This is a genomic window from Sphingobacterium sp. NPDC055431 (genome assembly GCF_053644255.1).
Genome location: NZ_JBSHLH010000005.1, coordinates 148,183 through 172,933 on the forward strand (window position 1 = coordinate 148,183; position 24,751 = coordinate 172,933).

The window sequence follows — 24,751 nt, forward strand, 5'->3', positions numbered from 1 at the left end:
GATGTCGAAGTTCTTTTTATACTTGAGAACGAGTGCTTTCAGGAAAAACTTAATTGCAGGGCTCATTTTCATTGTCATTCTTTTTATTTTAGTTTATTTCGGATTAAAGATCTACACTAAGCATGGTGATTCTCAAGAGGTTCCTCTATTGAAAGGCTTGAACATCAGTGAAGCTTTGAACGTATTGGACAAGGCAGGATTAGAGGTGGAAATCGATTCCATCTACCAAATGGATGCGAAACCAGGATTGGTGATCGACCAGGATCCTGACCCTAAGACGCATGTAAAAGGTGGTCGTACGATTTATTTGACCATCATTACCCAGTCTGCACCTGAAATTGCCTTCCCAGAAGTTATTGATAAAACATTTATCGAGGCATCTGCTATCTTAAAGAACCATTCTTTAAAGATTGCGGATACCGTCTATAGGAATGACATCGCTAGAGATGTGGTATTGGATGTAAAATTTGCCGGCCAACCGATCCGACCGGGACGTATGGTTCCTAAAGGATCCAAAATCAGCTTGATCTTAGGTAATGGTCGCGGAGACGATGAGGTTGAAATCCCTGTATTGATTGGATTGAACCTGACTGAGGCCAAATTTGCACTGGCAGGAAAAGGCTTGACCTTGGGTTCTGTTTCTTTTGATGGGAACTCAAATGATACTTTAGGATCAGTGGTCGTAAAACAAAACCCAGATACGAGTGCGAAGATTATTTCCATTGGCAATGCCATCCATGTTACCTTAGGTAAACCGGCAGAACCAACTCCAACACCTACTATTCCACAAAACCCATAACATGGCTGAGAACAGAAATAAAAGAAAAGGATTAGGGATTGTACTTATCATTATCTTATTGATAGTATTGGTCGCTGGATGGGTAGGATATCAGGCGTTTATGGCACCAAGTATTGCCAGCGATAAGGATTACTTCTACGTAAAAACCGATGAACCTTATGCGAGTGTGATCTCCAGGATCGAGTCGGAAGGTATTGTAAAAAACCCAACCTATTTCAAGTATGTGGCGAAAGCTATGGATCTGGAAAGCACCGGCATTAAGGCGGGCCGCTACAAAATATCGAAAGATATGAGCAATCGCCGATTGATCGGGAACTTGCGTGGCGGTTATCAGGATGCTGTAAAGTTCAGGTTTCAGAATATACGATTGAGACAGGATTTTGCTGGATTGCTGGGTAGAGATTTTGAAGCGGATTCCCTGACTTTCATCAATCTGCTGAATGATGAGAAGTTAGCAGAGAGATATGGTTTCAATAAAGAGAATTTCTTCAGCATGTTCATTCCAAATACGTATGAAATCTATTGGAACACCAAGCCTGAGGAGATCATCGATCGTTTTTCGAAGGAATATGAGAAGTTCTGGAATGCTGAGCGGAAAGCAAAGGCAGATTCTTTGGGAATGACCATACAAGAGGTGAGCACCTTAGCTTCTATTGTAAAAGGTGAAGCCCTGCATGTGGATGAAATGCCAAAAATTGCAGGTCTTTATATCAATAGATTGAAGAAAGGGATGCTATTGCAGGCGGATCCTACGGTGATCTTTGCCAATAATGACTTTACTATCCGTAGGGTATTGAACAGGCACCTGACCATTGACAATCCATATAACACTTATCGTTTCAAAGGCCTTCCTCCGGGACCGATCATGATGCCAAGTATCGCCTCTATCGATGCGGTATTGAATTATGACCATCACCCCTATATCTATATGTGTGCGAAGGATGATTTTTCAGGATACCATTTATATGCGGAAACAGTTGCTGAACATTTGATCAATGCGCGTAAATTCCAAAAAGCTTTAGACGCCAGAAATATCAAGAAATAGTATGTTTCATTATCAGCATCAGATCAGGGTTCGTTACGCAGAGACAGACAATATGGGTTATGTCTATTATGGAAACTATGCGACCTATTATGAAGTTGCCCGTACCGAAATGTTAAGGAGCACGGGGATTTCCTATAAACAGCTCGAGGAAATGGGCGTGATGTTGCCTGTGATCGAATTGAGCTGCAAATTCAACAAAGCAGCGAAATATGATGATTTAGTAACCATAAATATTTATATTAGAGAAAAACCAGGAATAAGGATTAAATTTGAATATGAGCTGTTTAATGAATCTGGAGAGCTGTTGAATACAGGTTCTACCCAACTGGTATTTGTTGATATGGAACGAAACAGGCCTTGCAAACCTCCACAGATTTTCATGGATAAGATGGCTCCATTTTTTGGAGAATAATGAAAAAAATTCACCAACATCTTCTGTACGTTAAGCCGTATGACAGATTTATCGAGTGGACCAAATCAGCCACCTTACCGGGATTTGGAAAATTACCGCTCTATACTGTCATGGTATTTTTCTTTCAGGAGATCGCTCGGGAATCCATCATCAATAAAGCCTCTTCCCTAGCCTACAACTTTATGTTGGCGGTATTTCCTGGAATCATTTTCCTTTTTACGCTGATCCCTTACATTCCTGTGGACAATTTTCAGGAACAATTGATGGAACTGATCCAGTTGGCTCTGCCAAACAATGCATACGAAATCCTGGAAACTACCTTAGAAGATATCATCAAGAGACAGAACAGTGGCTTGTTATCTGCCGGTTTTGTACTCTGTACATTTTTTGCGACCAATGGTATGACGACATTGATGATGAGCTTTAATAAAGCATCCTTATCCAAAGAGTCCAGAACTTGGTTTCAAAGACGAATTGTAGCCCTAGCCCTATCCCTTGCCATCGTATTGGCCCTTGCCGTAGGAATTGCACTTTATGCCGGTTCAAACTACCTGATCAATTACCTGAAAACCCATATCGATTATGACCTGAAATGGTTTTGGGCATTTGCCATTAAAGTTGCACAATGGATTATTTTATTTGGTATCTATTTTTTTACAGTGAGCCTTATTTATAAGTTTGGACCAAGTTCGACAAAAAAATGGAAGCTATTTACGCCCGGTGCAACCTTGGCTACGATATTGGCCATGTTGTCTTTTTCATTTTTTACCTTCTATATCAATAACTTCGGTGCGTACAACAAATTATACGGTTCTATCGGAACATTGATCGTCGTGATGATCTGGATGTACATCAACGCCCTGATCTTGATCATAGGTTTCGAATTAAATGCCAGTATTGCGCTTTCAAAGCAAAGCATTAAAATTGTTAAGCCGCGAGTATACAACTCATTTAAACCAAACAAAATTTAATTTATTATAAATTTATTATTATTGTAATCGTATTGAGTATTTTGTTAGCTCAGATCAACGATTAGACCGGAAAAACTTACCGATGGAAGACAAGGATTTACAAAAGCGGAACAAGCGGAACCAGAACGTCAGAAATATCCTGTTGAGTTCAATAATTGTATTGTTCATCACTTTTGTTGTCTTTTTTATCTTCTCCTATATACAGTACAAGAGCATACAGAACAAAATCCAGAATATTTACACTTCTGTAAACAGTGACCAAAATAACTTTACAGAATTACTGACCATATTCAGCGAGGCAGAAGACCATTTCAGGTTATTCTCCATTACCTATAATATCAATGACTATAATTCCTACCGTTCTAAACTGATAACCTTAAAGTCGGCGGTCGATTCATTGATCAAAGTACGAAGTGAGGAGTCCAAAACATTTAGTGATAAAAATTACCATGGTCGCAAGCTGGAAGACCTCCTGCCTAAATACAGTCAGTTGAACAGCAAATTGGATTCTATCTTGGTCGCTTCAGAGACCCTGAAGACCTTTAATATCCAAGCGAACAATGAAACGAACATCAGCATCCCACGTCCTAAGGAACCTGCACCGATCGTTGCCAATGAGCCGAAGAAAGTCGTAGTCAAGAAGAAATCATTGTTAAAGCGGATCTTCCAAAAAGGAGATGATACCATTACGGTGGAAACAGGTACGCCTACGCATACCCAACAGGTAACTGAGCAGAACGCGAACCTGAAAAACATCATTAAACAAGGCAATACGCAAGCGGAGAACAGGCTGAAAGAACTGAAACAAACCCTGACCGATATCCGGAAAAATGAAAGGTCTCTTTTGGCAGATAATTTTACCCTATTGCACTCTGCCAATCAGTTGATCAGGATCATCCATGAAGAGCGCATACAGATCCAAAGAGACAAGACCGACCATGAGTTGAGCATCTTAATCGCTAGGACCGATACCTTCAAATGGCAGATCATTATATCCCTGACCTTTGTCTTTATCGTGATCTGTATCTTGGTTTACTACCAATTCTTTACCAACTACTATGAGCGTAAATTATTGGATGAACGCGTTTACGCCTCCAAATTGGCAGAACAGAAAACAGATATCCTGGCGGAAATTACCCATGAAATCCGGACCCCTATCAATTCGCTGATCGGCATTGTGGACCTATTGAAGAGCCGCAAGGACCTTTATCAGGCCAACGACATCCACTTGTTGGAATCGGCCTATACAAATATTACGGCGACCTCCAAAACCATCAATGATATCCTGAACCTGAGCAAAATAGACCAACAGAACAGCATTGAGGCCATTCACTTTGATTTCGTTGACCTGCTGATCGATGTGGTGGAAACCCATCGCAACCATGCCGAAATGAAAGGGATAGAATTGGCGTATGAGCTGGACAAAAATCAGCCAACGGTGATTTTCTCGGATGAATTTAAGGTCCGCCAGATCATGAGCAACCTGGTGAGCAACGCGATCAAATACTCGAATGGTGGAAAGGTGGTGGCTAGCGCGATCGTAGATGACCAGAGCAACCTGATATTTAAGGTATCGGATCAAGGCCAGGGAATCCCTGATGCCCTAAAGAAGAACATCTTCAAGAAATACTATACGGTCAATAAGTCCAATAAGGTAGAAGGTGGCGTTGGATTAGGGCTATATATCACCAAAAATATTGTCAGCACATTAAAAGGAAAGATAAACTTTAAAACGAATGCCGGTCAAGGCACCACCTTTAAGGTAGAGATCCCTATTCCTGAGCCGAAATTCCGTCGGAAGACATCGTTGAACATTGAGAAAATCAGCGATTTTTCCAAGGATCTAAGTTGGCTAATCGTGGATGATAACGCCTTGAATTTACTGTATTTAAAGCAGTTCTTCTCGTTACATACCCATGTTAAGACAGCAACCAACGGAAAAGAGGCCTTAGAGATATTGAGCAGGTTTCCGATTGACGTTGTTGTTACCGATATCAACATGCCGGTGATGACCGGTGACGAATTATTGGCTACCGTAAGGGCGAACCCTGCCTACAACTCGGTTAAAATAATAGCTACATCTTCTGATAATGAGCAGGTTAAGAAGCTGGAAAAGGAGAGACAGGTCTTATTTGACGGAATTTTGATCAAGCCATTTAACGAGCGGAAACTGACCGAAGTGATTGTAAAAACGATCTATCCTATCTTTGAGGACAGCGACGAGTTACGTCAAGAATCCTAAACTTTTCAATCTTTTTAAACTTTTTTACATCTAAACTCTTGTAAATAAAAGTTTTTCGTATCTTTGCAATCCCTACATTGTAGGGAAAAGGAGATTATTAATTAATGGCAAAAAAACAAGAAGCAGAAAAAGAGTTAGCGGCAAAAAATGCAGAGCTACAAGGTGCTGACACAAAAGTTGTGAAGGACACTGAAAAGATTGAGTCTGAGGCAGATTCAAATTTAATCGATGAGATTAAATCAAACACTTGGAGTACTCCATCAGGAGACTTCGACTGGGATCTTGATGAAAAAGCTTTTGGTAACTACAGTGATGCGGAACGTACTAAACTAGAAGAGCAGTACGCTGGCACATTCAACCAAATCAATCAAGGTGAGATTATTGAAGGTATCGTTGTATCTATCAATAACAAAGATGTTGTTTTAAACATCGGTTTCAAATCAGACGGTCTAGTAGCATTATCTGAGTTCCGTGACTTACCTGACTTAAAAATCGGTGATACGGTTGATGTATTTGTTGAATCGCAAGAGGATGCAAATGGTCAATTGGTATTATCACGCAAACGTGCTAAAACACAAAAATCTTGGGAAGAGATCAACGAGGCTTTGGAGAACGACAAAGTTATCGATGGTTTTGTTAAATCACGTACAAAAGGTGGTTTAATTGTAGACATCAAAGGTGTTGAGGCATTCTTACCAGGATCTCAAATTGATATCAAACCTATCCGTGACTATGATGTTTACGTAGGTAAAACTATGGAGTTCAAAGTTGTTAAGATCAACCATGAGTTCAAAAACGTAGTTGTATCACACAAAGTATTGATCGAAGACGATTTGGAAAACCAAAAATCAGAGATCGTTGCGAAATTGGAAAAAGGACAAGTATTGGAAGGTACTGTTAAAAACATCACTGACTTCGGTGTGTTCATCGACTTGGGTGGTGTTGACGGATTACTTCACATTACAGACATCTCTTGGGGCCGTATCGAGCATCCAAAAGAGGTGTTGGCTTTAGACCAAACTATCAACGTTGTAGTTCTTGACTTTGATGACGAGAAAAAACGTATTGCATTAGGTTTGAAACAACTTTCAGAGCACCCTTGGGAATCTTTAGACAAGAACTTAGAAATCGGTTCTAAAGTAAAAGGTAAGATCGTTACTGTAGCTGACTACGGTGCTTTCTTAGAAATCATCCCAGGAGTAGAAGGATTAATCCACGTTTCTGAAATGTCTTGGTCTCAAAACTTACGTTCTCCACAAGAATTCTTGAAAGTAGGTGACGAAATCGAAGCTGAAATCTTGACTTTGGACCGTGAAGAGCGCAAAATGAGCTTAGGTATCAAACAATTGACTCCAGATCCTTGGCAGAACATCACTGAACGTTACCCAGTTGGTTCAAAACAATCAGCAGTTGTTAAGAACATGACTAACTTCGGTGTATTCGTTGAGTTAGAAGACGGAATCGATGGTTTAATTCACATCTCTGACCTTTCATGGTCTAAGAAAGTTAACCACCCTAACGAATTCACTAAAGTTGGTGAAAGATTAGAGGTTGTGGTATTAGAATTAGACGAAGAAAACCGCAAGCTTTCTTTAGGTCACAAACAATTAGAGGAAAACCCTTGGGATACTTTCGAAACGATCTTCACTGAAGGTTCAGTTCACGAAGGTACTGTAATCAAAGTTGGTGACAAAGGTGATATCGTAGCTTTACAATATGGTGTTGAAGGATTCTGCCCTAACAAACACTCTGTAAAAGAAGACGGTTCAGCATTGAAAGTTGACGAAGTTGCTGAATTCAAAATCATTGAATTCAACAAAGAAAACAAACGTCTAGTGATTTCTCACTCTCGTATTTGGGAAGATGCTAAAGCTGAAGCTCGTATCGAAGAGTTCAACGCTCGTAAAAAAGAAGCTAAAACTGCTAACGCAGCAGTGAAAAAAGTTAAAGATTCAGTTGAGAAATCAACTCTAGGTGATCTTGACGTATTAGCTCAATTGAAAGAGCAAATGGAAGACGACGAGAAAAAATCTAAATAATTTTAGATTACTCTAAATACTTCGAAGCCCCGATTTTACAATCGGGGCTTTTTTTGTTTATAGATTTGAGATGGGAGATATGAGATGTGAGATATTGGAAAAATTTTATTTCTTGAATGTAGCATAAGGGATTTAGGTTGTGAGATTAGTGAATGTAAAAGATTAGATGTAGATGTTCCAAGTCTTATTACATTTTGCATATCTTTAACTTAAGAAGTTTAATATCTCAATACTCATATCTCATATCTATATACCCATGAGAACAGCAGCATTAATCAGTACCGATGAGGCCCTCAAATTGATCAATGAGGAGAATGCCATAGTCTTGGATGCGACCATCGACAAGGTCAACCAGAAGATGGACAACGATAATCTGGAACTGTTGCCCAACAGTTTGTTTTTGGATATCGAAGGTGCGTTTTCAGATCATCATAGTCCATTTCCACATACGATGCTTTCGGCACAGCAATTCAGCAAGGAAGTACAGAAGTTAGGCATCAATCAGGATTCGACATTGATCATCTATGATCGCTGGGGGGTCTATTCAAGTCCGCGTGCTTGGTGGATGTTGAGGTATATGGGCTTGGATAAGGTTTATGTGCTGAACGGTGGACTGCCGGCCTGGAAAGCGGCAGGATTGCCCATCGAACATCAATATACTGAAGCTGTGGCCTTAGGCAACTTTAAAGCGAAGCCAAATTATGAATGGTTCATCTCGAAAGATGAACTGGTGGAGCGCCTAGGCGATGATGATATCAGCATTACCGACGCGAGATCTTCTGGAAGGTTCCATGGAACTGCTCCAGAACCGAGACCTGGATTGCGTTCAGGGCATATCCCCGGATCAAAGAACCTACCCTTTGACCTGGTACTCGATGGCATAAAATATCAGGAGAAGGAAGAACTACAGCGACTGTTTGAAGGGAAGATCGATTCCGCTAAGCAAAATATCTTTACCTGCGGCTCAGGCGTATCGGCAGCAATCATTGCTTTGGCTGCCTATGAACTAGGAAATGACTATGTAACTATTTTTGATGGGTCCTGGAGCGAATGGGGCGCTGATGAGAATACATTGGTTAGTATATAGTATTTAGTATATAGTATTTAGTATATAGTATTTAGTATTTAGACTTTCCTGTATTGTCGCCTAGGATTTTGAAGAATTACATTTCAAGAATTTAAAAGTAATATTTAGTATTTAGATAGGTTCGGCGAAATAGGTCTAAATACTAAATACTTAATACTAAATACTACCTAACAGGTAGTGGCACATAACCATCATCACCAGGTACTTTAGGGAATTCATGGTTGATCCATTTTTCTTTGGCTTCATCGATGGTGGATTTATCACTGGCTACAAAATTCCAGGAGATAAAGCGTTCTTCAGGGAAGGGTTCGCCTCCGAAGATATAGACGGTAGATCCGGCTTTCATTTCAAAGGTACATAGATGTGCATCTAGGGTGATCAGGATCTGTTTAGGTCCATATGTAAAGCCATTGCTATCGACCTCCCCTTCTAGGATATACAGTCCGCTCTCACCATACAGCTCCCCTCTTATATCAATTAAGGAATCTTTCTCAGCCTTGACCTCAATCATATAGAGTTTGCTATAGACAGGAACGGGTGATTTCTTTCCGAATGCTTCACCAGCTATCAGCTTGTAGGAAACATCTGCATCTTTCCAAGTAGGAATATCGCTAGCTTCGGTATGGTGGAATTCAGGGTCCATAAATTCGAGGTCCTTTGGAAGGGCTACCCAAATCTGAAGACCATGGAGGAACTTATCCTTTTGGCGTAGGTATTCGGGAGTCCTTTCTGAGTGGACTACCCCTTTTCCGGCGGTCATCCAGTTAACAGCCCCTGGTTTGATCTCCATGGCTGTACCGAGGCTGTCCCGATGGAAAATAGAACCATCAAACAAATAAGTCAAAGTGGATAAACCAATATGCGGGTGTGGACCGACATCTAAGTTCTCATGGTCTGCCAAACAGGCTGGCCCCATATGGTCAATAAAAACAAAGGGTCCTATAGAACGTTTTTGACGGAAAGGCAGTAACCTACCTACCATAAAGTTGCCGATGTTCGCTGCTGTCTCTTCTCTAATGAAATCTATATTCGACATATGTTTCCTTTTTTTATGTTTCTTTAAAGTTACATATTATCGTTTATTATTCACTAGGCGAAAAATCAGATCAGCAGCCAATTTTGTCGTCCTATTGTCAATATCATAAAGGGGATTTATTTCAGCAAAGTCAATGGACTTTATACTTGGGAGCTGCAAAAGGGATTGGAATATTTTGTGGAAGTTATGGTCTGGAACAATGCCATGGAAAGCTGGTGCGCTTACCCCTGGGGCATATGCAGCAGCGAATACATCCATATCCACCGTAAGGTAGATGTCATCGGAGTCATTCGCAAACCCTTGGATTTGGGAAATCAACCTATCGATATTTTCAGGAAAGATTTCTTCTCCTTTGATGACCTGTACACCCTTATCCTTTGCATAATTGAACAGGGCCTGGGTATTACTGATATCTTGTATCCCAAGAGCTAAATAACGAGCTTCAAAGCCTTCCTGTTCGGCATCCTCAAAAATCTGATAGAATCCAGTCCCTGAGTTTCCTTGATCATTTACTAAAGGTCGGATATCGAAATGTGCATCCAGATTGATTACACCAATCTTTTTGGTTTTACTATGGCTTTTCAGTCCATTAAAATGTCCATAGGTCACTTCATGTCCTCCGCCCAGTACCACAGGGAAACCTCCCTTATCTAAAATCTGCGCTACTCTTTTTGCAAGTTCATTTTGCGCTGCTTCTAAATCTTCTGCTGAACAGAATACATCACCTGCATCAGCTATTTTAATGGCAGCCTGCATATGGCTAGGAAGTCCAGCAAGAACCTTTCTTAAGGCTGCAGGAGCATCCTTTGCTCCTATTCGTCCTTGGTTCCTTCTTACACCTTCATCACAGCAGAAACCTAAGAAAACAATATGTTTGTCAAGTGATAGGGTCACTGCATTCAGATCAACACAAGTGATCAACTGGTGCCAACGAAGGTTTTCCGCTGTATCACCATCGATTCTTCCTGACCAATTTTGTTGTTCAGCGGGTTTATAGCATACATTCCCAAATGCTTCCATAAAAGGTTTATTCAAAAAGGTTATCAATTAATTGGTCATCCACGAGTTCGGCCTTGGTGACTTTCAAGGTAGATGTCCTTTCTAATTCTGTTTCAATGGCACTAATCGCTTCCTTGTTTCTTGCCCAGGCTCTCCTTGCAATTCCATTATTGACATCAAAGAAAAGCATTTGTTTCAATTTGCGATCACTGGCTTCCGAACCGTCCAAGACCATTCCAAAACCACCATTGATTACTTCTCCCCAGCCTACACCGCCACCGTTGTGGATGGAAACCCATGTGGCACCACGGAAACTATCTCCAATTACGTTATGGATGGCCATATCTGCAGTAAATTTACTACCGTCATAGATATTACTGGTTTCACGATAAGGCGAATCAGTTCCGCTTACATCATGATGGTCGCGACCTAAAACAACAGGAGCCGACAATCGACCATCTGCAACCGCCTGATTGAAGGCTTCAGCAATCTTCATTCTTCCCAAGGCATCAGCATAGAGGATACGAGCTTGGGAGCCCACAACCAATTTATTGTTTTCAGCTTCAGATATCCATTTTATGTTATCTTCCATCTGTTGATAAATCTCAGATGAAGCCGCTTTTTGAAGTTCTTTCATCACTTCCAAAGCTAACTGATCGGTCAATCGGAGATCTTCAGGTTTACCTGATGTACAAACCCATCTGAAAGGTCCAAACCCATAGTCAAAACACATTGGACCAAGGATATCCTGAACATAGGAGGGATATCTAAAATCAATTCCGTTTGAAGCCATTACCTCTGCACCAGCACGACTTGCCTCCAAAAGGAAAGCATTTCCATAATCAAAGAAATAGGTTCCTTTTGCCGCATGTCTATTGATTGCGTCTGCATGCCGAACTAAAGTCCGTTGGACTTCCTTTTTAAATTGTTCAGGGTTATTTGCGATGAGATCATTTGATTCTTCGAAACTCAGATCAACAGGATAGTATCCTCCCGACCAAGGATTGTGCAAAGAGGTTTGGTCAGAGCCAACGGTAACTGGGATATTCTGCTTATCAAATTGTTCCCATACATCAACGATGTTTCCGATATAGGCGATTGATACCACTTCCTTTTGGGCCATTGCAGCTTTTACCGCTAGGATAAGACCGTCCATATCTTCTACCAATAAATCCACCCAACCTTGTGCATGCCTCTTCCTTGCTGCTGCAGGATTGACCTCAGCACATACGGTGATACAGCCTGCAATGTTTCCTGCTTTGGGTTGCGCACCACTCATTCCGCCCAATCCAGATGTGACAAAAACTTTCCCTTGTATCGTTTCTCCTTCAGGAAGATGCTTCCTGAAGGCATTCATCACTGTAATTGTAGTTCCATGAACTATCCCCTGTGGTCCGATATACATATATGAACCTGCAGTCATTTGCCCATATTGGGTTACCCCTAGCGCATTGAATCTTTCCCAATCATCAGGTTTCGAATAGTTCGGGATCATCATACCGTTCGTCACGACCACCCGCGGGGCATTTTCGGACGATGGAAAAAGTCCCATAGGATGTCCTGAATACATGTGCAGGGTTTGCTGTTCAGTCATCTGGGACAGATATTTCATGGTCAACAGGTATTGAGCCCAGTTTTGGAAAACCGCTCCATTACCACCATAAGTAATCAGTTCGTGGGGATGCTGCGCTACAGCAGGGTCCAAATTGTTCTGGATCATCAGCATAATGGCTGCAGCTTGCTGACTTTTTGCTGGGTAGGCAGAAATTGGCCTTGCATACATTTCATATTGAGGCCTGAAACGGTACATATAGATACGTCCGTATGTTCTTAGTTCCTTTAAAAACTCAGCGGCCAATTCATTATGCCACACTTTAGGAAAATAACGCAATGCATTTCGGATGGCTAACTTTTCTTCTTCAGGGCTTAGTATAGCCTTACGTTTTGGAGCATGGCTTACTTTATTATCGAGATTAGCTTTTGCAGGTAATTCTGAAGGAATCCCTTGCATAATTGCTTCCTTAAAATCTTTTTCAATCATGTTATTAATCATTTCTAACAAACACTTCGATTCCATTTTTCCAGACTGCCTTTGGCTGTAATCCGCCTTGCAGGTAGGTAATGTTCTGGTAGTTATCCGTATCATAGATGACGAAGTCTGCCAACATCCCTTCCATCAAACGTCCTCTATCATCCAAGTTCAAGGCTTTGGCAGCCCTGTAGGTAATCCCGGCCAAGAGCTCAGCATTGCTAAGTTTCTCCATGGTTGCCAAAATACTTGCGCTTTCGATCAGTTTTCCCATTGGAGCAGAACCAGGGTTCCAGTCTGTGGCAATAGCTAAACTGGCACCAGCATCTAACAGCCTCCGTGCAGGAGTAAATCCACAGCCAATACCTAATGATGCCGCCGGCAAAGCCACTGGAATCACGTCAGAACCTGCCAACAAACTGATCTCATTTTCAGTTGAAGCTTCTAGGTGATCTGCCGAAACTGCCGCCAATTCAACTGCCAATTTAGAACCGGAGGTGCTGAACTGATCCGCATGTACCGTCAGGTCAAAGCCCAAATCCTTGGCTTTTTGGTAATAGGGAAAAATCTGCTCAGCAGAGAAGGCACTCTTCTCGACAAAGGCATCTACACGGCTGGTCAAATTCTCTGCTTTCAGAATCGGAAACAGCTTTTCCCCCATTTCAAACAGGTAATCTTCTGCATTCCCTTCATAGTCCTTAGGATGCATATGGGCAGCAAGACAGGTCGAAACCAAGTCTACATAAGTGGATTGGTTTGCTTCTTTGATGGCGCGAAGGGTTTTCAATTCCTCCTCCACTTGAAGTCCATAACCACTTTTGACCTCTACGGTTGTTATACCTTGTCTCAACAGGGCATCAGCACGTTTCAGGGTCACAGCTTTTAATTCTTCTTGGCTACAAGCACGGGTATGTTTTACAGTACTCCAGATACCGCCACCAGCTTCTGCAATTTCTAGGTATGAACTCCCGGCATTACGCATGGCAAAGTCATTCGCTCGGTTTCCACCGAAGGCGATATGGGTATGGCAATCAATATATCCTGGTAGAGCAACGAAATCTCCTTTCAGTTCAACGATCTCAATATCATCGGGCAAAGCCTCCTTCAATCCCTCAAAATCGCCTACCACGCTTATTTTGCCATCAACAATATAAATACCCGCTTGTTCTATGATTTCCAGTTGCTCGTCCTTTAAAGCACCCTTCAGAGGCAAATGCTGCATAGTCAGCACCTGTTTGAATGGCCCTATTAATTTTCCGTTCTCATTCATGATCAATAGTTTTCAAAATATTCGACATCCTTACCAAAGTACGGCTTATCACTATCTTTGGCAGCTTTTCTTGCTACCTCGATCAACTCTCCAGATTTAATGATAGCCAAAGCATTGTCCAAGATATCCTGCATAGGTTGATCCTCTTCGATATGTGGAATCCTTGTCCTGATATGTTTATGGATGGCTTCAATTACTGCTGTTGACTGTTTAGGATTATGAAAATCCTTAGCTTGGGCAGCACAAAGCATCTCAATGCTCAATATTTTATCAACGTTATCCAGTACCTGCAGCAGTTTTCTGCCAGAGATAGACCCCATGCTCACATGGTCTTCCTGACCTAAAGAAGTCGGAATGCTATCCGCACTTGCTGGGAAGCAAAGTCCTTTGTTTTCACTAGCGATGGCAGCGGTACTATATTGAAGGATCATAAATCCAGAGTTTAAACCTGTTGCTTTCATCAACAATTTAGGAACCCCATTAGTTTCCCCTTCAAGGGATAAATAAACCCTTCTGTCGGAAATATTTCCCAATTCAGAAACTGAAAGTGTAGCATAGTCCAAAGGCAAAGCAATCGGCTGCCCATGGAAAGATCCGCCGCTGATGGTCAGTTCACTATTGATGATGATCGGGTTATCGGTTACCGAATTGATTTCCGTTTCGATGATTTCCTTAAAGTGCAACCAAGCATTTCTTGACGCCCCATGCACTTGTGGGATACAGCGTAAAGAATAAGGATCCTGTACCCGGGAGCAATTTTTATGCGATTCCAATATTTCCGAATCTTTCAAAAGATTAAAAATAGTCGAGGCCACAAAAGTATTTCCTTTGTAAGGCCTCAGTTGATGCAATTCAGCAAAGAATGGTTTGATAGAGCCGTTCAACCCTTCAATCATCAGGGTGGCGATCAGGTCGGCATTGTTCATCAATCTATTCATTTCCACTACAGCTTTTACACCATGGGCAGCCATGAATTGCGTTCCATTGATCAGGGCCAAACCCTCCTTGGCGCCAAGTTGAATGGGTTCCATTCCAAATTCCTGAAGCACAGAAGCCGAATCAACTGACTTTCCATCTATCCAGACCTTACCTAACCCGATCAAGGGTAAGAAAAGATGAGATAAAGGAGCTAAATCACCAGATGCACCAACCGAACCTTGCTTAGGTACAACTGGAATCACATCATTCTGAATATGCCAGATAATACGTTCTACCGTGCTCAATTGAACCCCCGAAAACCCCTTTGCCAGGGCATGCACCTTTAAGATAAGCATGAGCTTGCTCAATTCCTTATCAATAGGCTCGCCTACCCCAACGGCATGGCTCTTTAATATATTTTCCTGTAATTTCTTGGTATCTTGAGGGCTGATCAAAGTAGTACACAGTGGCCCGAAACCAGTGTTGATTCCATACACCACTTTTCCAGCATCTACAATCTCTTGGACATACTGGGCGCTTTGGTTTATTTTACTGATCGTTTCATCAGTCAATAGCCCTTGGCAATCAGATTTCGCAATAGCTATGGCTATTGAACTATTCAAATAATCTTCTCCGTATTTAAATGTTTTCATAATATTTCCCTGTGTAACCCAAATTTACCTGCTATATTTGATAATTGGCAATATCAATTTTAGCAACAACTGATAACCATGAATTATCAAATAGAACTCCGACATCTCTTATATTTCAAGGTAGTAGCCGAGGAATTACACTTCAGAAGGGCCGCTGAAAGACTATTTATTGCTCAGCCAGGACTGTCTAGGCAGATCAAGCAATTGGAGGAGCATTATGGCACTCAACTTTTCCGCCGTGACAAGAGAAATGTGGAATTGACAGAGTCAGGCATTTACCTTAAAAAAGAGGTGGATTTGATTTTCAATCAATTGGACAATATCAAAGACCATATTGAAAAAATATCAGAAGGTAAGATTACTTCGCTGAAGCTTGGGTTTATCGGATCTGCCGTTCAAGCCATGTTGCCCCAATTACTGGTGGAACTGAAGCAGAAACAACCATTGATCGATATTACGCTCAATGAACTCGCCAATGAGATTCAGATCGACATGATCAACAAACAAGAACTCGACTTTGGTTTTGTTCGGGTCAAGGACACTCCTATAGGCTTAAAATCCATTCCCATCTTAACGGAACATTTCTCCTTGGTGGTTCCTAAAAACTCCACGGCTAGGCCAAAGGGAAAGGTCAATCTCCATAATTTTAAGGACGAATCCTTTATTCTCTTTTCCAAGGAATACAGTAATTCCTATTATGAACTGGTGATGAGTATTTTTGAAGATCATGATTTTGACCCGCACGTAGCGCTGCGTACAGTCAATGCACTAAGTATTTTTAACCTGGTGAGTCAAGGCTTAGGTGTAGCCATTGTGCCTACTTCCTTAAAAAAAGGTTATCATACCCATGTGGATTTCTTAGAGTTGAACCATCTGCCACAACGCACTACTCTATCTCTTATCTGGAGCAAAAAGAACAGAAACCCAGGTATTCCTCTGCTATTGGATATTGTTTCGGGGTTAAAAAGAAAACAATAGTTTTTTCCTAAATTTAGTACCAATCAAGAGATTTCTGGTAAGGAAGAAATTCAGTCCATTAACAATATTTAAAGGAGCATTATGGAATCAGCTCCATTTCTGCATCCATTGCAAAAACAAGGTTATGAACATTAAGGTTTATGTTATATGAAACAATTATTCATCCTATTATTCGCACTTTCACCCATCTTGCTATTCAGTCAGCAATCTAAAACGACAAACATGATAGAAGAAAAATGGAAAGAGGTAGACAGACTAATTTCCATTGGGAATTATGAACAGACAGCCCCTCTTCTGAATGAAATAAAAACTTACGCCAAAAAATCTAAAAATGGCCCAATGGAGCTTCGAGCGATTATTGCAGAGAGCCAATTGCTTCAAGTCAATACGACACAAGAAGATCTTTTCGATAAAGTAGACAAACACTTCCAAAACAACATCAACCAAGCAGAGGGGGTTCAAAGAAGTCTACTCTATAGTTTTTATGCCCAGTATTTAGGAAGCAATACCGATTACTACAGCGAAAGCAAGAATAAATTTTTAGAGGCAGATGAAGAAACCAAGTATAAAATCTTGGACTCCCTGTTCAATAAATCCTTGGAGAACAAAGACCTTCTCTTGAAACAACCTATTGAAGATTGGAAATCGCTCTTTTCCAGCAGCAAAAATTTTAGCCTCAGTCCTACCCTTTACCACTTCAATAGTAATGCATACCTCGCTTTCTTGCGAGGGAACAGGGTAAAAAATGCAGTAAAAATCAAAAATATATCAGAAGATTTGTTCAGCATCAATAAAAAAGTAGGATACGCTGATGCGACCTCCTATCTAATGGTGAACAATATTTCCCCTAGCTATCAAAAAAAAGACGGCTATGTTGATGCTTTGAAAAACGTAATTGCCCAAAACAAGAGCGATTATAACGCGTTCATCTATGCCATCATTGCAGAAACATTGCACAACAATAATGACACAAAAAAGGCAGTTGAATATCTAGCCAAAGCAAAACAAGAGTATCCAAAATCACCTTGGATCAAGGATGTTGAGCTCATGGATCAACGATTTAAAAGTGTGGAAATACAGTTTTATAATAAGCAGATTAATCCTTCCAATGTCAACAGTCCGGTCCAGCTATCCTTTAAAAATGCGGAAAAGCTCTACTTGAAAGTTTTCAATGTGACCAATACCCCAACAAACTATAAGAAATTTGAAGTAAAATTAGATAGCATAACGAAAAAAGTAGAGGTAAATGCGACGGAGGTGTATGCAGAGGAAATTCCAATAAAATCATTTGATGATTATAAACGACATTCTACCATTTACAAGATAAATGCTCTTCCTTTTGGCAATTATGTAGCCCTTATTTCAAACAATCCTGAATTCAAAGCTGATGGTCTATTCAATACCGTGTCCTCATCAAGTTTTATTGTTTCGGATTTATTTAACTACACAGAACTGGAGAAAGGGAAGAATACAGAATATCTTTTCAAAGGTTTGCTGATCAATCGAAAGACGGGTTTGCCTTATGCTGATAAATCGTTGGAGATCTATGATGTAAATTCAGGAAAAGCACCAAAGCTGGTTCATAAAATGAAAACTAATCAGAATGGAGAGTTTTCAGTAGATATCAATAAGGATTCATATTATCGCTATCAATCTGGGGCGATGCTTTACCTTGCCGAGGAAAAGCAGATCATCGACATGGCTGCTCCTTTAAATTATAGCTTTTCGCAGATCGAGAAAGAAGAGGATAGGGTTAGGTTCAATACCAAGATCCTAACCGATAGAAGGATTTATAGACCCGGTCAAAAGCTTTACTTCAAAGGAATTGTTTATAACAACAGCTCATTAAGTGGAAAAGTAATAGAAGGTAAAAAACTAGATGTTATCCTTCAGGATGCCAACGGTCAGAAGGTAGACTCCTTGTCATTGACCAGCAATGCATTTGGTTCTGTAAATGGAGAACTTCAAATCCCAGCCAATACCTTGGCGGGTGGGTTCAATATCCTGATTATGGATAAAGGAAACCAAATTGGCTATCACTACCTAAATGTGGAAGAGTATAAGCGTCCTACCTTTAGTGTTAAATTTGAACCCAATAAGGAAACCTATAAACGCTCAGATATAGCCGAATTCATAGGAAAAGTAGAATCCTATTCCGGTGTGCCACTTGTAGGTGCTTCGGTGAATTACAAAGTTCGAATAAACTCCTATGGTCGTAATTATACCAATTTCACATTAGCCGACAGTTCAATAATCGCTGATGAGCAAGGAAAATTTACCATCAGGGTTCCACTGGAAGATACCGCATTAAATAAATTGGAAGATTTCAACATCAGTGTAACTGCTGAGGTCGTGAATCAGACCGGAGAAATGCAGCAAGCATCTGTTTTTTACACCTATTCGGATAAGCCTTGGGTAATCAATATTCAAGGTCCAAGAATAGAAGAAGCAGGTAAATGGAATAAATTATTCATCAGTACCGTGAATAAAAATAACCAGCCCTTGCCCTTGACAGGTGAGATAAAAATCTATAAGTATCCTGAGCCTAATATTGCTTTACCGGATCAATATGACAATATATTTAAAAATGTAGATTACCATATTTTCAGTAATGCAGAGTACAAAAAACTTTTCCCAACCTCATTTGATGAGTCTTTAATCATCAAGAAACCAACAGAATTGGTAAAAACCTATTCCTTTGACACAAGGGATACGAGCCTTGTGAAAATAGATTCCAACCTGTTTCCAAAAGGAAAGTATTACGTTGAAGTCATTTCAATCCAAGGAAAAGATACCATAAGAAGTCAAGCAGATGTGAGCATTTTCGACCCTGTAACCAAAAAGAGCAGTGATCATGACTTTCTCACATACAGTTTTGATAAACCAAATTATGGTCTGGATGAACAGGTCAAATTAAATTTCTATACAGATGTCCCTAATGCAAAGGAGATTTTTCTTTTTCCAAGTAACTCCTTTGGTAAACAAGAGACCTTTACCATTCCTGTAAAGAATGGCCGAGCAACCTATGAATTCAAATTTGATAAGGAAAAGTTTGCACGAGGTTATCAATTAGACGCTATATTAATTGTAGACAACCAGATTGAAAATAAATTCATCAGCGCTCCTAAGCGAACTGATGATCAAGATTTAAAAATTAAAATCAGCAGCTTTAGAGACAAAATTACGCCGGGAACAAAAGAGAAATGGAGCTTTAGCATCTTGCAAAAGGACAAGGTCATTCCATCCGAGGTATTGGCTACCATGTATGACATGTCATTAGACGTTTTTGGAGCCAATTACTTCCCTACCTTTTTTGACAGGTATAGCCCATCCTATTACAGGCGATATAATTTTACCAATTTATTCTATGCTTCATCAGCCTCAAGTCCCTTTGGATTCAATGAAAAAATTATCAATGCAGTTGGCAATGAATTACCTATAGTAAACAATTATGGCCTGTGGGATGCCTATTGGTTAAATCGCGGCATCAATAGTCTGCATAATTATTATGATGATCAAGTTCAATATGCAGCTGGATCAGCCCCTGCAGCAAATGGTATGCAAAGAGTTCTTCGAGGCAAAGTATCTGCTGTCAATATTGAAGCAGTAGCCGATGTACGTGAAGTAACGGAAGAAACTGTATCCTTATATGATGAACTAAAAGACCCTAATCTTAGGGCACAAGTTGAAGAATTAAAGAATAAGGGCCAAGGAGTAGACCTCTCCCAAGTCCAAGCGCGCAAGAACCTTCAGGAAACGGCATTCTTCTACCCGAACCTGTACACCGACAAGGAGGGCAACATCAGTTTCGAGTTCGACAGTCCCGAGGCCCTGACCAAGTGGAAGCTCATGCTCTTCGCCCATGGCAAGAACCTCGAGGTGGGCTCCGAACAGTTCTATACACAGACCCAGAAGCAGCTGATGGTACGTCCCAACCTGCCTAGGTACTTCCGCGAATCCGACCAGATCGAGATCATCGCCCAGGTACAGAACCTCAGCGGCAAGCCGCAGCAGGGCAAGGCCAAGATCGAGATCATCAACCCGGTCGACAATGCCGACCTCAGCGAACGGTTCGTGCTGGGCGACATCACGACCGACTTCAGCGTAGAAAAGGACAACAACCAAACGGTGTCCTGGAAGCTCAAGGTACCTGAAGGGTACCCAAGCGTGCAGGTCAAGATCGTTGCGGCAAGCGGGGAACATTCCGATGGCGAGATCGTGGAGCTGCCGGTACTGTCCAACAAGGTGCTGGTTTCCCAGACCGAGAAGATCGCCCTGAAGGCCGGCCAAAAACAGGACTTCAGCATCGCTTCTGCCGGCAAGGACAACCTACAGGCCAAGGTACAGGTACAGAGCAACCCGATCCTGGAGATTATCTCTGCCCTAGACTACCTCAAGAACTACCCTTACGAATGTACCGAACAGTCCAGCAGTAAATGGTTCGGTCTGAAGATGGTACAGTACATAGGCAAGCATTACCCTGCAATTTCCGATTATTTCAGGTCCATCAAGGTAAAGGATACCAAGAGCAGACTGGAGGAGAATGCCCAGCTCAACGAGCTGAAGCTGCAGGAAATGCCTTGGCTACGCGACATACAGCATGACAGCAAGCGCCTGGAGGCTTTGGCCGAACTGTTCAATTCCAATATCGAGACCGAGCTCAAGGGCATCGAGCAGAAACTGCTCCGTGGACAATTGGACAATGGATCCTTCCCTTGGTTCGAAGGCGGGAAGTCCGATACCCATATCTCCATGCGGATACTGGAGGTCGTTGGCAAGGTATTCTACCTGGACCACAGCCTAGTGAACCCGCAGATGAACGGCAGCATGAGACGCCTGGCTACCTATTTGGACCAGGACAGCAGCATAACCAGGGAAAAGGCATCCGCCAATATCGCACTGGACTATCTATATGCACGCCACTTCTGGAACTCGGAAGTCAAGGTACCTGAAAAGAACGGCAAGGTCCTTCGGGCCAAGATCGCCAAGGCACCGATCATCACCGCCAAGGGTCCTGCCGGCTATGCCGCAAAGGCATGGATCGTCAACCAATTGTTCGGGGAGTCCAAGGAGTCCAACGAGATCCGCAACAGGATCCAACAGGAGGTCATCCTGGATCCCGACAAGGGCATGTACTGGGAGAGCAACGGCAAGCAGTACAACGATATCAGCCTACATAGCTATATGCTGGAGGCATACAAGCTCCATGACCCGAGCAAGCTCAATCCGATCAGCCAATGGATCTTCTTCCGCAAGGAAGCCAACTATTGGCGAAACACCTGGATGACCGTGGATGCCATCTATAGCCTGTTGCTGGCCAACAATCCAAAGGACTTCAACCTGGACAATGCCGTAACCGTACTGGTCGACGGACAGAACGCCAAGATGGACTCGGTGGTACTGGGACAGTTCTCCAAGACCTTCAATAAGCAGGATCTTGATCGCAACAGGTCCGTACAGATCGAGAACCACAACGACCGCACGGTCTTCGGTGGAGTTTTCCATCAGTACTTCCTTCCTGTGTCCGAAGTGAAGGCATCGACCAACGACATCAAGGTCAGCAAACAGTACATGGTAGAGCGGAACGGTAAATGGGTGGAGAGCAATCAGGCAAAACTGGGCGAAAAGATCAAGGTGATCATCACCGTCATCAACGACCAGGACCTGGAATATGTGCACCTGAAGGACAGCCGACCTGCAGGCGTGGAACCTGTATTCGTACCTTCGGGCTACAGCTGGAGGAACAACTACTATTTCACCCTGAAGGACGCATCGACCAACTACTTCTTCAACGCCCTGCAAAAAGGGAAAAGGACTTTCGAGTACGAGGTCAAGGCCAATAACCTAGGTGAATTCAGCTCCGGTATAACCAACATCGAAAGCATGTACGACCCGACCGTGAATGCAAGATCTGATAACAAGGTCATCACGATTGTAAAGTAAGCACATAAAAAAAGAAAGCCCTCTGTCGCAATTTGCATGACAGAGGGCTTTTATTTTAGAAAGGTTTAATGCTTATTTGTTTTTCGTGATTACCGGTTTATGATCAACCATAACCACTTTTTCTTTATTATCTACCTTATCCTTCTTTGCATTTTCTGCAAGGTGATGTCCGCCCAAGATTGGAGCAATCACCAACCCTACCAGACAAGTCAATTTGATCAAGATATTCATGGAAGGACCGGAAGTATCTTTGAATGGATCACCAACGGTATCACCGGTTACAGCTGCTTTATGGGCATCTGAACCTTTAAAGGTCATCTCACCATTGATCATAACACCAGCTTCAAAGGATTTTTTGGCATTATCCCAAGCACCACCGGCATTATTTTGGAAGATTGCCCACATGACTCCGGAAACCGCAACTCCCGCCATATACGCTCCTAATGCCTCTGCTCCCATCACAAACCCAACAATGATCGGCGTGATAATGGTGATGGCACCCGGCAACATCATTTCGCGCAGGGCGGCTTTGGTGGAAATATCCACACATCTTCCATAATCAGGTTGACCTGTTCCTTCCAAGATGCCTGGAATTTCACGGAATTGCCTTCTCACTTCGTTCACCATATCCATGGCTGCTTTACCTACCGATTGCATCGCCAAAGCGGAGAATACAACCGGAATCATACCACCAATAAACAAGGCAGCCAATACATCGGCCTTAAAAATATTGATACCATCAATTCCTGTAAAAGTCACATAAGCTGCAAATAAAGCGAGTGCGGTCAATGCTGCTGAAGCAATGGCAAAACCCTTTCCTACCGCAGCTGTAGTATTACCCACCGAATCCAAAACATCCGTACGCTGACGCACCTCTTTTGGCAATTCGCTCATTTCCGCAATACCGCCGGCATTATCAGCAATTGGTCCAAAAGCATCGATGGCTAATTGCATCGCTGTGGTCGCCATCATCGCTGAAGCCGCAATTGCCACGCCATAGAAACCCGCCAGTTCGTATGAACCCCAAATTGCCAATGCAAATAGGATAACTGAAGAAGCCGTCGATTTCATACCGGTTGCTAATCCCGCAATAATATTGGTCGCTGCACCGGTAGAAGAATTCTGTACAATATTCAAAACTGGTTTCTTACCCAAACCGGTATAGTATTCCGTGAAAGATGAAATCAAACCTCCAACGGCTAAGCCTACAATGGTTGAATAGAATATGTTCATTCGAGGGACATCCTGATAGCCTTCACCAAAAAACTTCATCTGGATAACCTCTGGCAACATATACTGGATCAAAAAGAAACAAGCAACCACCGTCAATAGGATCGATGTCCAGTTCCCCATATTTAAGGCCTTCTGTACTTGATTTTCGCGGGCATCATTCGATGAAACCTTAACCAGGAATGTACCGATAATAGAGGCTAAAATACCTACTCCTGCAATCACGATAGGAAGCAAGATCGGTCCCATGCCATTAAATGCATCCGTAAACTGCGATCCATTTACTTCCGACATGTCCTTGATGATATAGTTTCCCAGCACCATAGATGCCAATACGGTTGCTACATAAGACCCAAATAGATCGGCCCCCATCCCTGCTACGTCACCCACATTATCACCAACGTTATCGGCAATGGTTGCCGGATTACGAGGATCATCCTCTGGAATCCCAGCTTCCACCTTACCCACTAAATCCGCTCCAACGTCTGCTGCTTTGGTATAGATACCACCACCAACACGTGCAAATAGGGCAATTGACTCAGCACCTAGGGAAAAGCCTGCCAGAGCCTCCAAAACAACGGTCATCTCCAGGTAGAAATTACCACCCTCGGTCAAAAACATCTTAAGGAACAACAGAAAGAAAATACTCAATCCCAATACCGCCAATCCGGCTACGCCTAATCCCATAACGGTACCTCCAGAAAAGGAAACCTTTAGGGCTTGTGGTAGACTGGTTCTGGCTGCTTGGGTTGTTCTGACATTGGCACGAGTCGCTATCCGCATCCCGATATTCCCTGCCAAAGCCGAGAAAAAGGCACCACAGACAAAAGCAACGACAATGATCCAATGGGAAGTCTCTACCAAGGTAGAAACGATAAAAAGTGCAATCGAGGCGATCACAACAAAAATTAACAGGATTCGGTACTCCGCTTTTAGGAAAGCCATCGCCCCCTCTTGGATACTCTTGGAAATGGATTGCATCTTGCCGTCGCCAGCATCTTGCTTACCAACCCATCCTGCTTTGACAAACATAAATAACAGACCCAATACAGCGAGTGCTGCTGGTAAATAGATGATAAATTGTTCCATACAAAGTTTAT

The 24,751-nt window shown here is 42.1% G+C and carries 15 protein-coding genes; 9 read left to right on the top strand and 6 right to left on the bottom strand.

Going from position 1 to position 24,751, the window contains the following annotated elements:
- Position 1: 1 nt before the first annotated feature.
- The 7 genes from ACWIB3_RS07310 (at position 2) to ACWIB3_RS07340 (ending at position 8,595) form a co-directional block, all read left to right on the top strand.
- A complete protein-coding gene (locus ACWIB3_RS07310; protein ID WP_185214129.1) occupies positions 2-799 on the top strand; it encodes a PASTA domain-containing protein in 798 nt (265 codons plus the stop codon).
- A gap of 1 nt (position 800) precedes the next feature.
- Positions 801-1,844: an endolytic transglycosylase MltG gene (mltG, locus tag ACWIB3_RS07315; protein ID WP_313261164.1), complete on the top strand. Its 1,044-nt coding sequence runs from the start codon at positions 801-803 to the stop codon at positions 1,842-1,844.
- Position 1,845: 1 nt separating this feature from the next.
- Entirely contained in the window at positions 1,846-2,256 is a 411-nt protein-coding gene (locus ACWIB3_RS07320) for an acyl-CoA thioesterase (protein ID WP_185214131.1), read from the top strand.
- Entirely contained in the window at positions 2,256-3,227 is a 972-nt protein-coding gene (locus ACWIB3_RS07325) for a YihY/virulence factor BrkB family protein (protein ID WP_185214132.1), read from the top strand. The genes ACWIB3_RS07320 and ACWIB3_RS07325 overlap by 1 nt, the downstream gene beginning before the upstream one ends.
- 82 nt (positions 3,228-3,309) lie before the next feature.
- Positions 3,310-5,469, top strand: coding sequence for an ATP-binding response regulator (locus tag ACWIB3_RS07330; RefSeq protein WP_454291272.1), 2,160 nt, complete (start codon positions 3,310-3,312; stop codon positions 5,467-5,469).
- Positions 5,470-5,573: 104 nt separating this feature from the next.
- Entirely contained in the window at positions 5,574-7,508 is a 1,935-nt protein-coding gene (gene rpsA / locus ACWIB3_RS07335; protein ID WP_185214134.1) for a 30S ribosomal protein S1, read from the top strand.
- A gap of 256 nt (positions 7,509-7,764) precedes the next feature.
- Positions 7,765-8,595, top strand: a complete 831-nt coding sequence (locus tag ACWIB3_RS07340; protein ID WP_313261163.1) for a sulfurtransferase — start codon at positions 7,765-7,767, stop codon at positions 8,593-8,595.
- A 163-nt stretch (positions 8,596-8,758) separates the two neighbouring features.
- Here ACWIB3_RS07340 and ACWIB3_RS07345 read toward each other — a convergent pair whose 3' ends face one another.
- The 5 genes from ACWIB3_RS07345 to hutH are packed head-to-tail and all read right to left on the bottom strand — an operon-like array spanning position 8,759 to position 15,500.
- Entirely contained in the window at positions 8,759-9,631 is an 873-nt protein-coding gene (locus ACWIB3_RS07345) for a pirin family protein (RefSeq protein ID WP_185214136.1), read from the bottom strand.
- Positions 9,632-9,667: 36 nt separating this feature from the next.
- Complete coding sequence (hutG, locus tag ACWIB3_RS07350; protein ID WP_454291273.1) at positions 9,668-10,651, bottom strand: formimidoylglutamase; 984 nt, start codon at positions 10,649-10,651, stop codon at positions 9,668-9,670.
- A gap of 7 nt (positions 10,652-10,658) precedes the next feature.
- Complete coding sequence (locus tag ACWIB3_RS07355) at positions 10,659-12,671, bottom strand: urocanate hydratase (RefSeq protein WP_454291274.1); 2,013 nt, start codon at positions 12,669-12,671, stop codon at positions 10,659-10,661.
- A gap of 4 nt (positions 12,672-12,675) precedes the next feature.
- The gene (gene hutI, locus ACWIB3_RS07360) at positions 12,676-13,929 is read right to left on the bottom strand and encodes an imidazolonepropionase (protein ID WP_454291275.1); all 1,254 of its coding nucleotides are present in this window, start codon (positions 13,927-13,929) and stop codon (positions 12,676-12,678) included.
- A gap of 2 nt (positions 13,930-13,931) precedes the next feature.
- Positions 13,932-15,500 (bottom strand): histidine ammonia-lyase, encoded by a 1,569-nt coding sequence (gene hutH, locus ACWIB3_RS07365; protein WP_454291276.1) that lies wholly within the window; start codon positions 15,498-15,500, stop codon positions 13,932-13,934.
- Between the two features lie 78 nt (positions 15,501-15,578).
- Between hutH and ACWIB3_RS07370 the strand changes: the two genes are divergently transcribed.
- Both ACWIB3_RS07370 and ACWIB3_RS07375 read left to right on the top strand, forming a co-directional pair.
- Positions 15,579-16,478, top strand: a complete 900-nt coding sequence (locus tag ACWIB3_RS07370; RefSeq protein WP_313261157.1) for a LysR family transcriptional regulator — start codon at positions 15,579-15,581, stop codon at positions 16,476-16,478.
- A gap of 147 nt (positions 16,479-16,625) precedes the next feature.
- A complete protein-coding gene (locus ACWIB3_RS07375; RefSeq protein ID WP_454291277.1) occupies positions 16,626-22,421 on the top strand; it encodes an alpha-2-macroglobulin family protein in 5,796 nt (1,931 codons plus the stop codon).
- Positions 22,422-22,493: 72 nt separating this feature from the next.
- Here ACWIB3_RS07375 and ACWIB3_RS07380 read toward each other — a convergent pair whose 3' ends face one another.
- Complete coding sequence (locus ACWIB3_RS07380; protein ID WP_185218560.1) at positions 22,494-24,740, bottom strand: sodium-translocating pyrophosphatase; 2,247 nt, start codon at positions 24,738-24,740, stop codon at positions 22,494-22,496.
- Between the last annotated feature and the right edge of the window lie 11 nt (positions 24,741-24,751).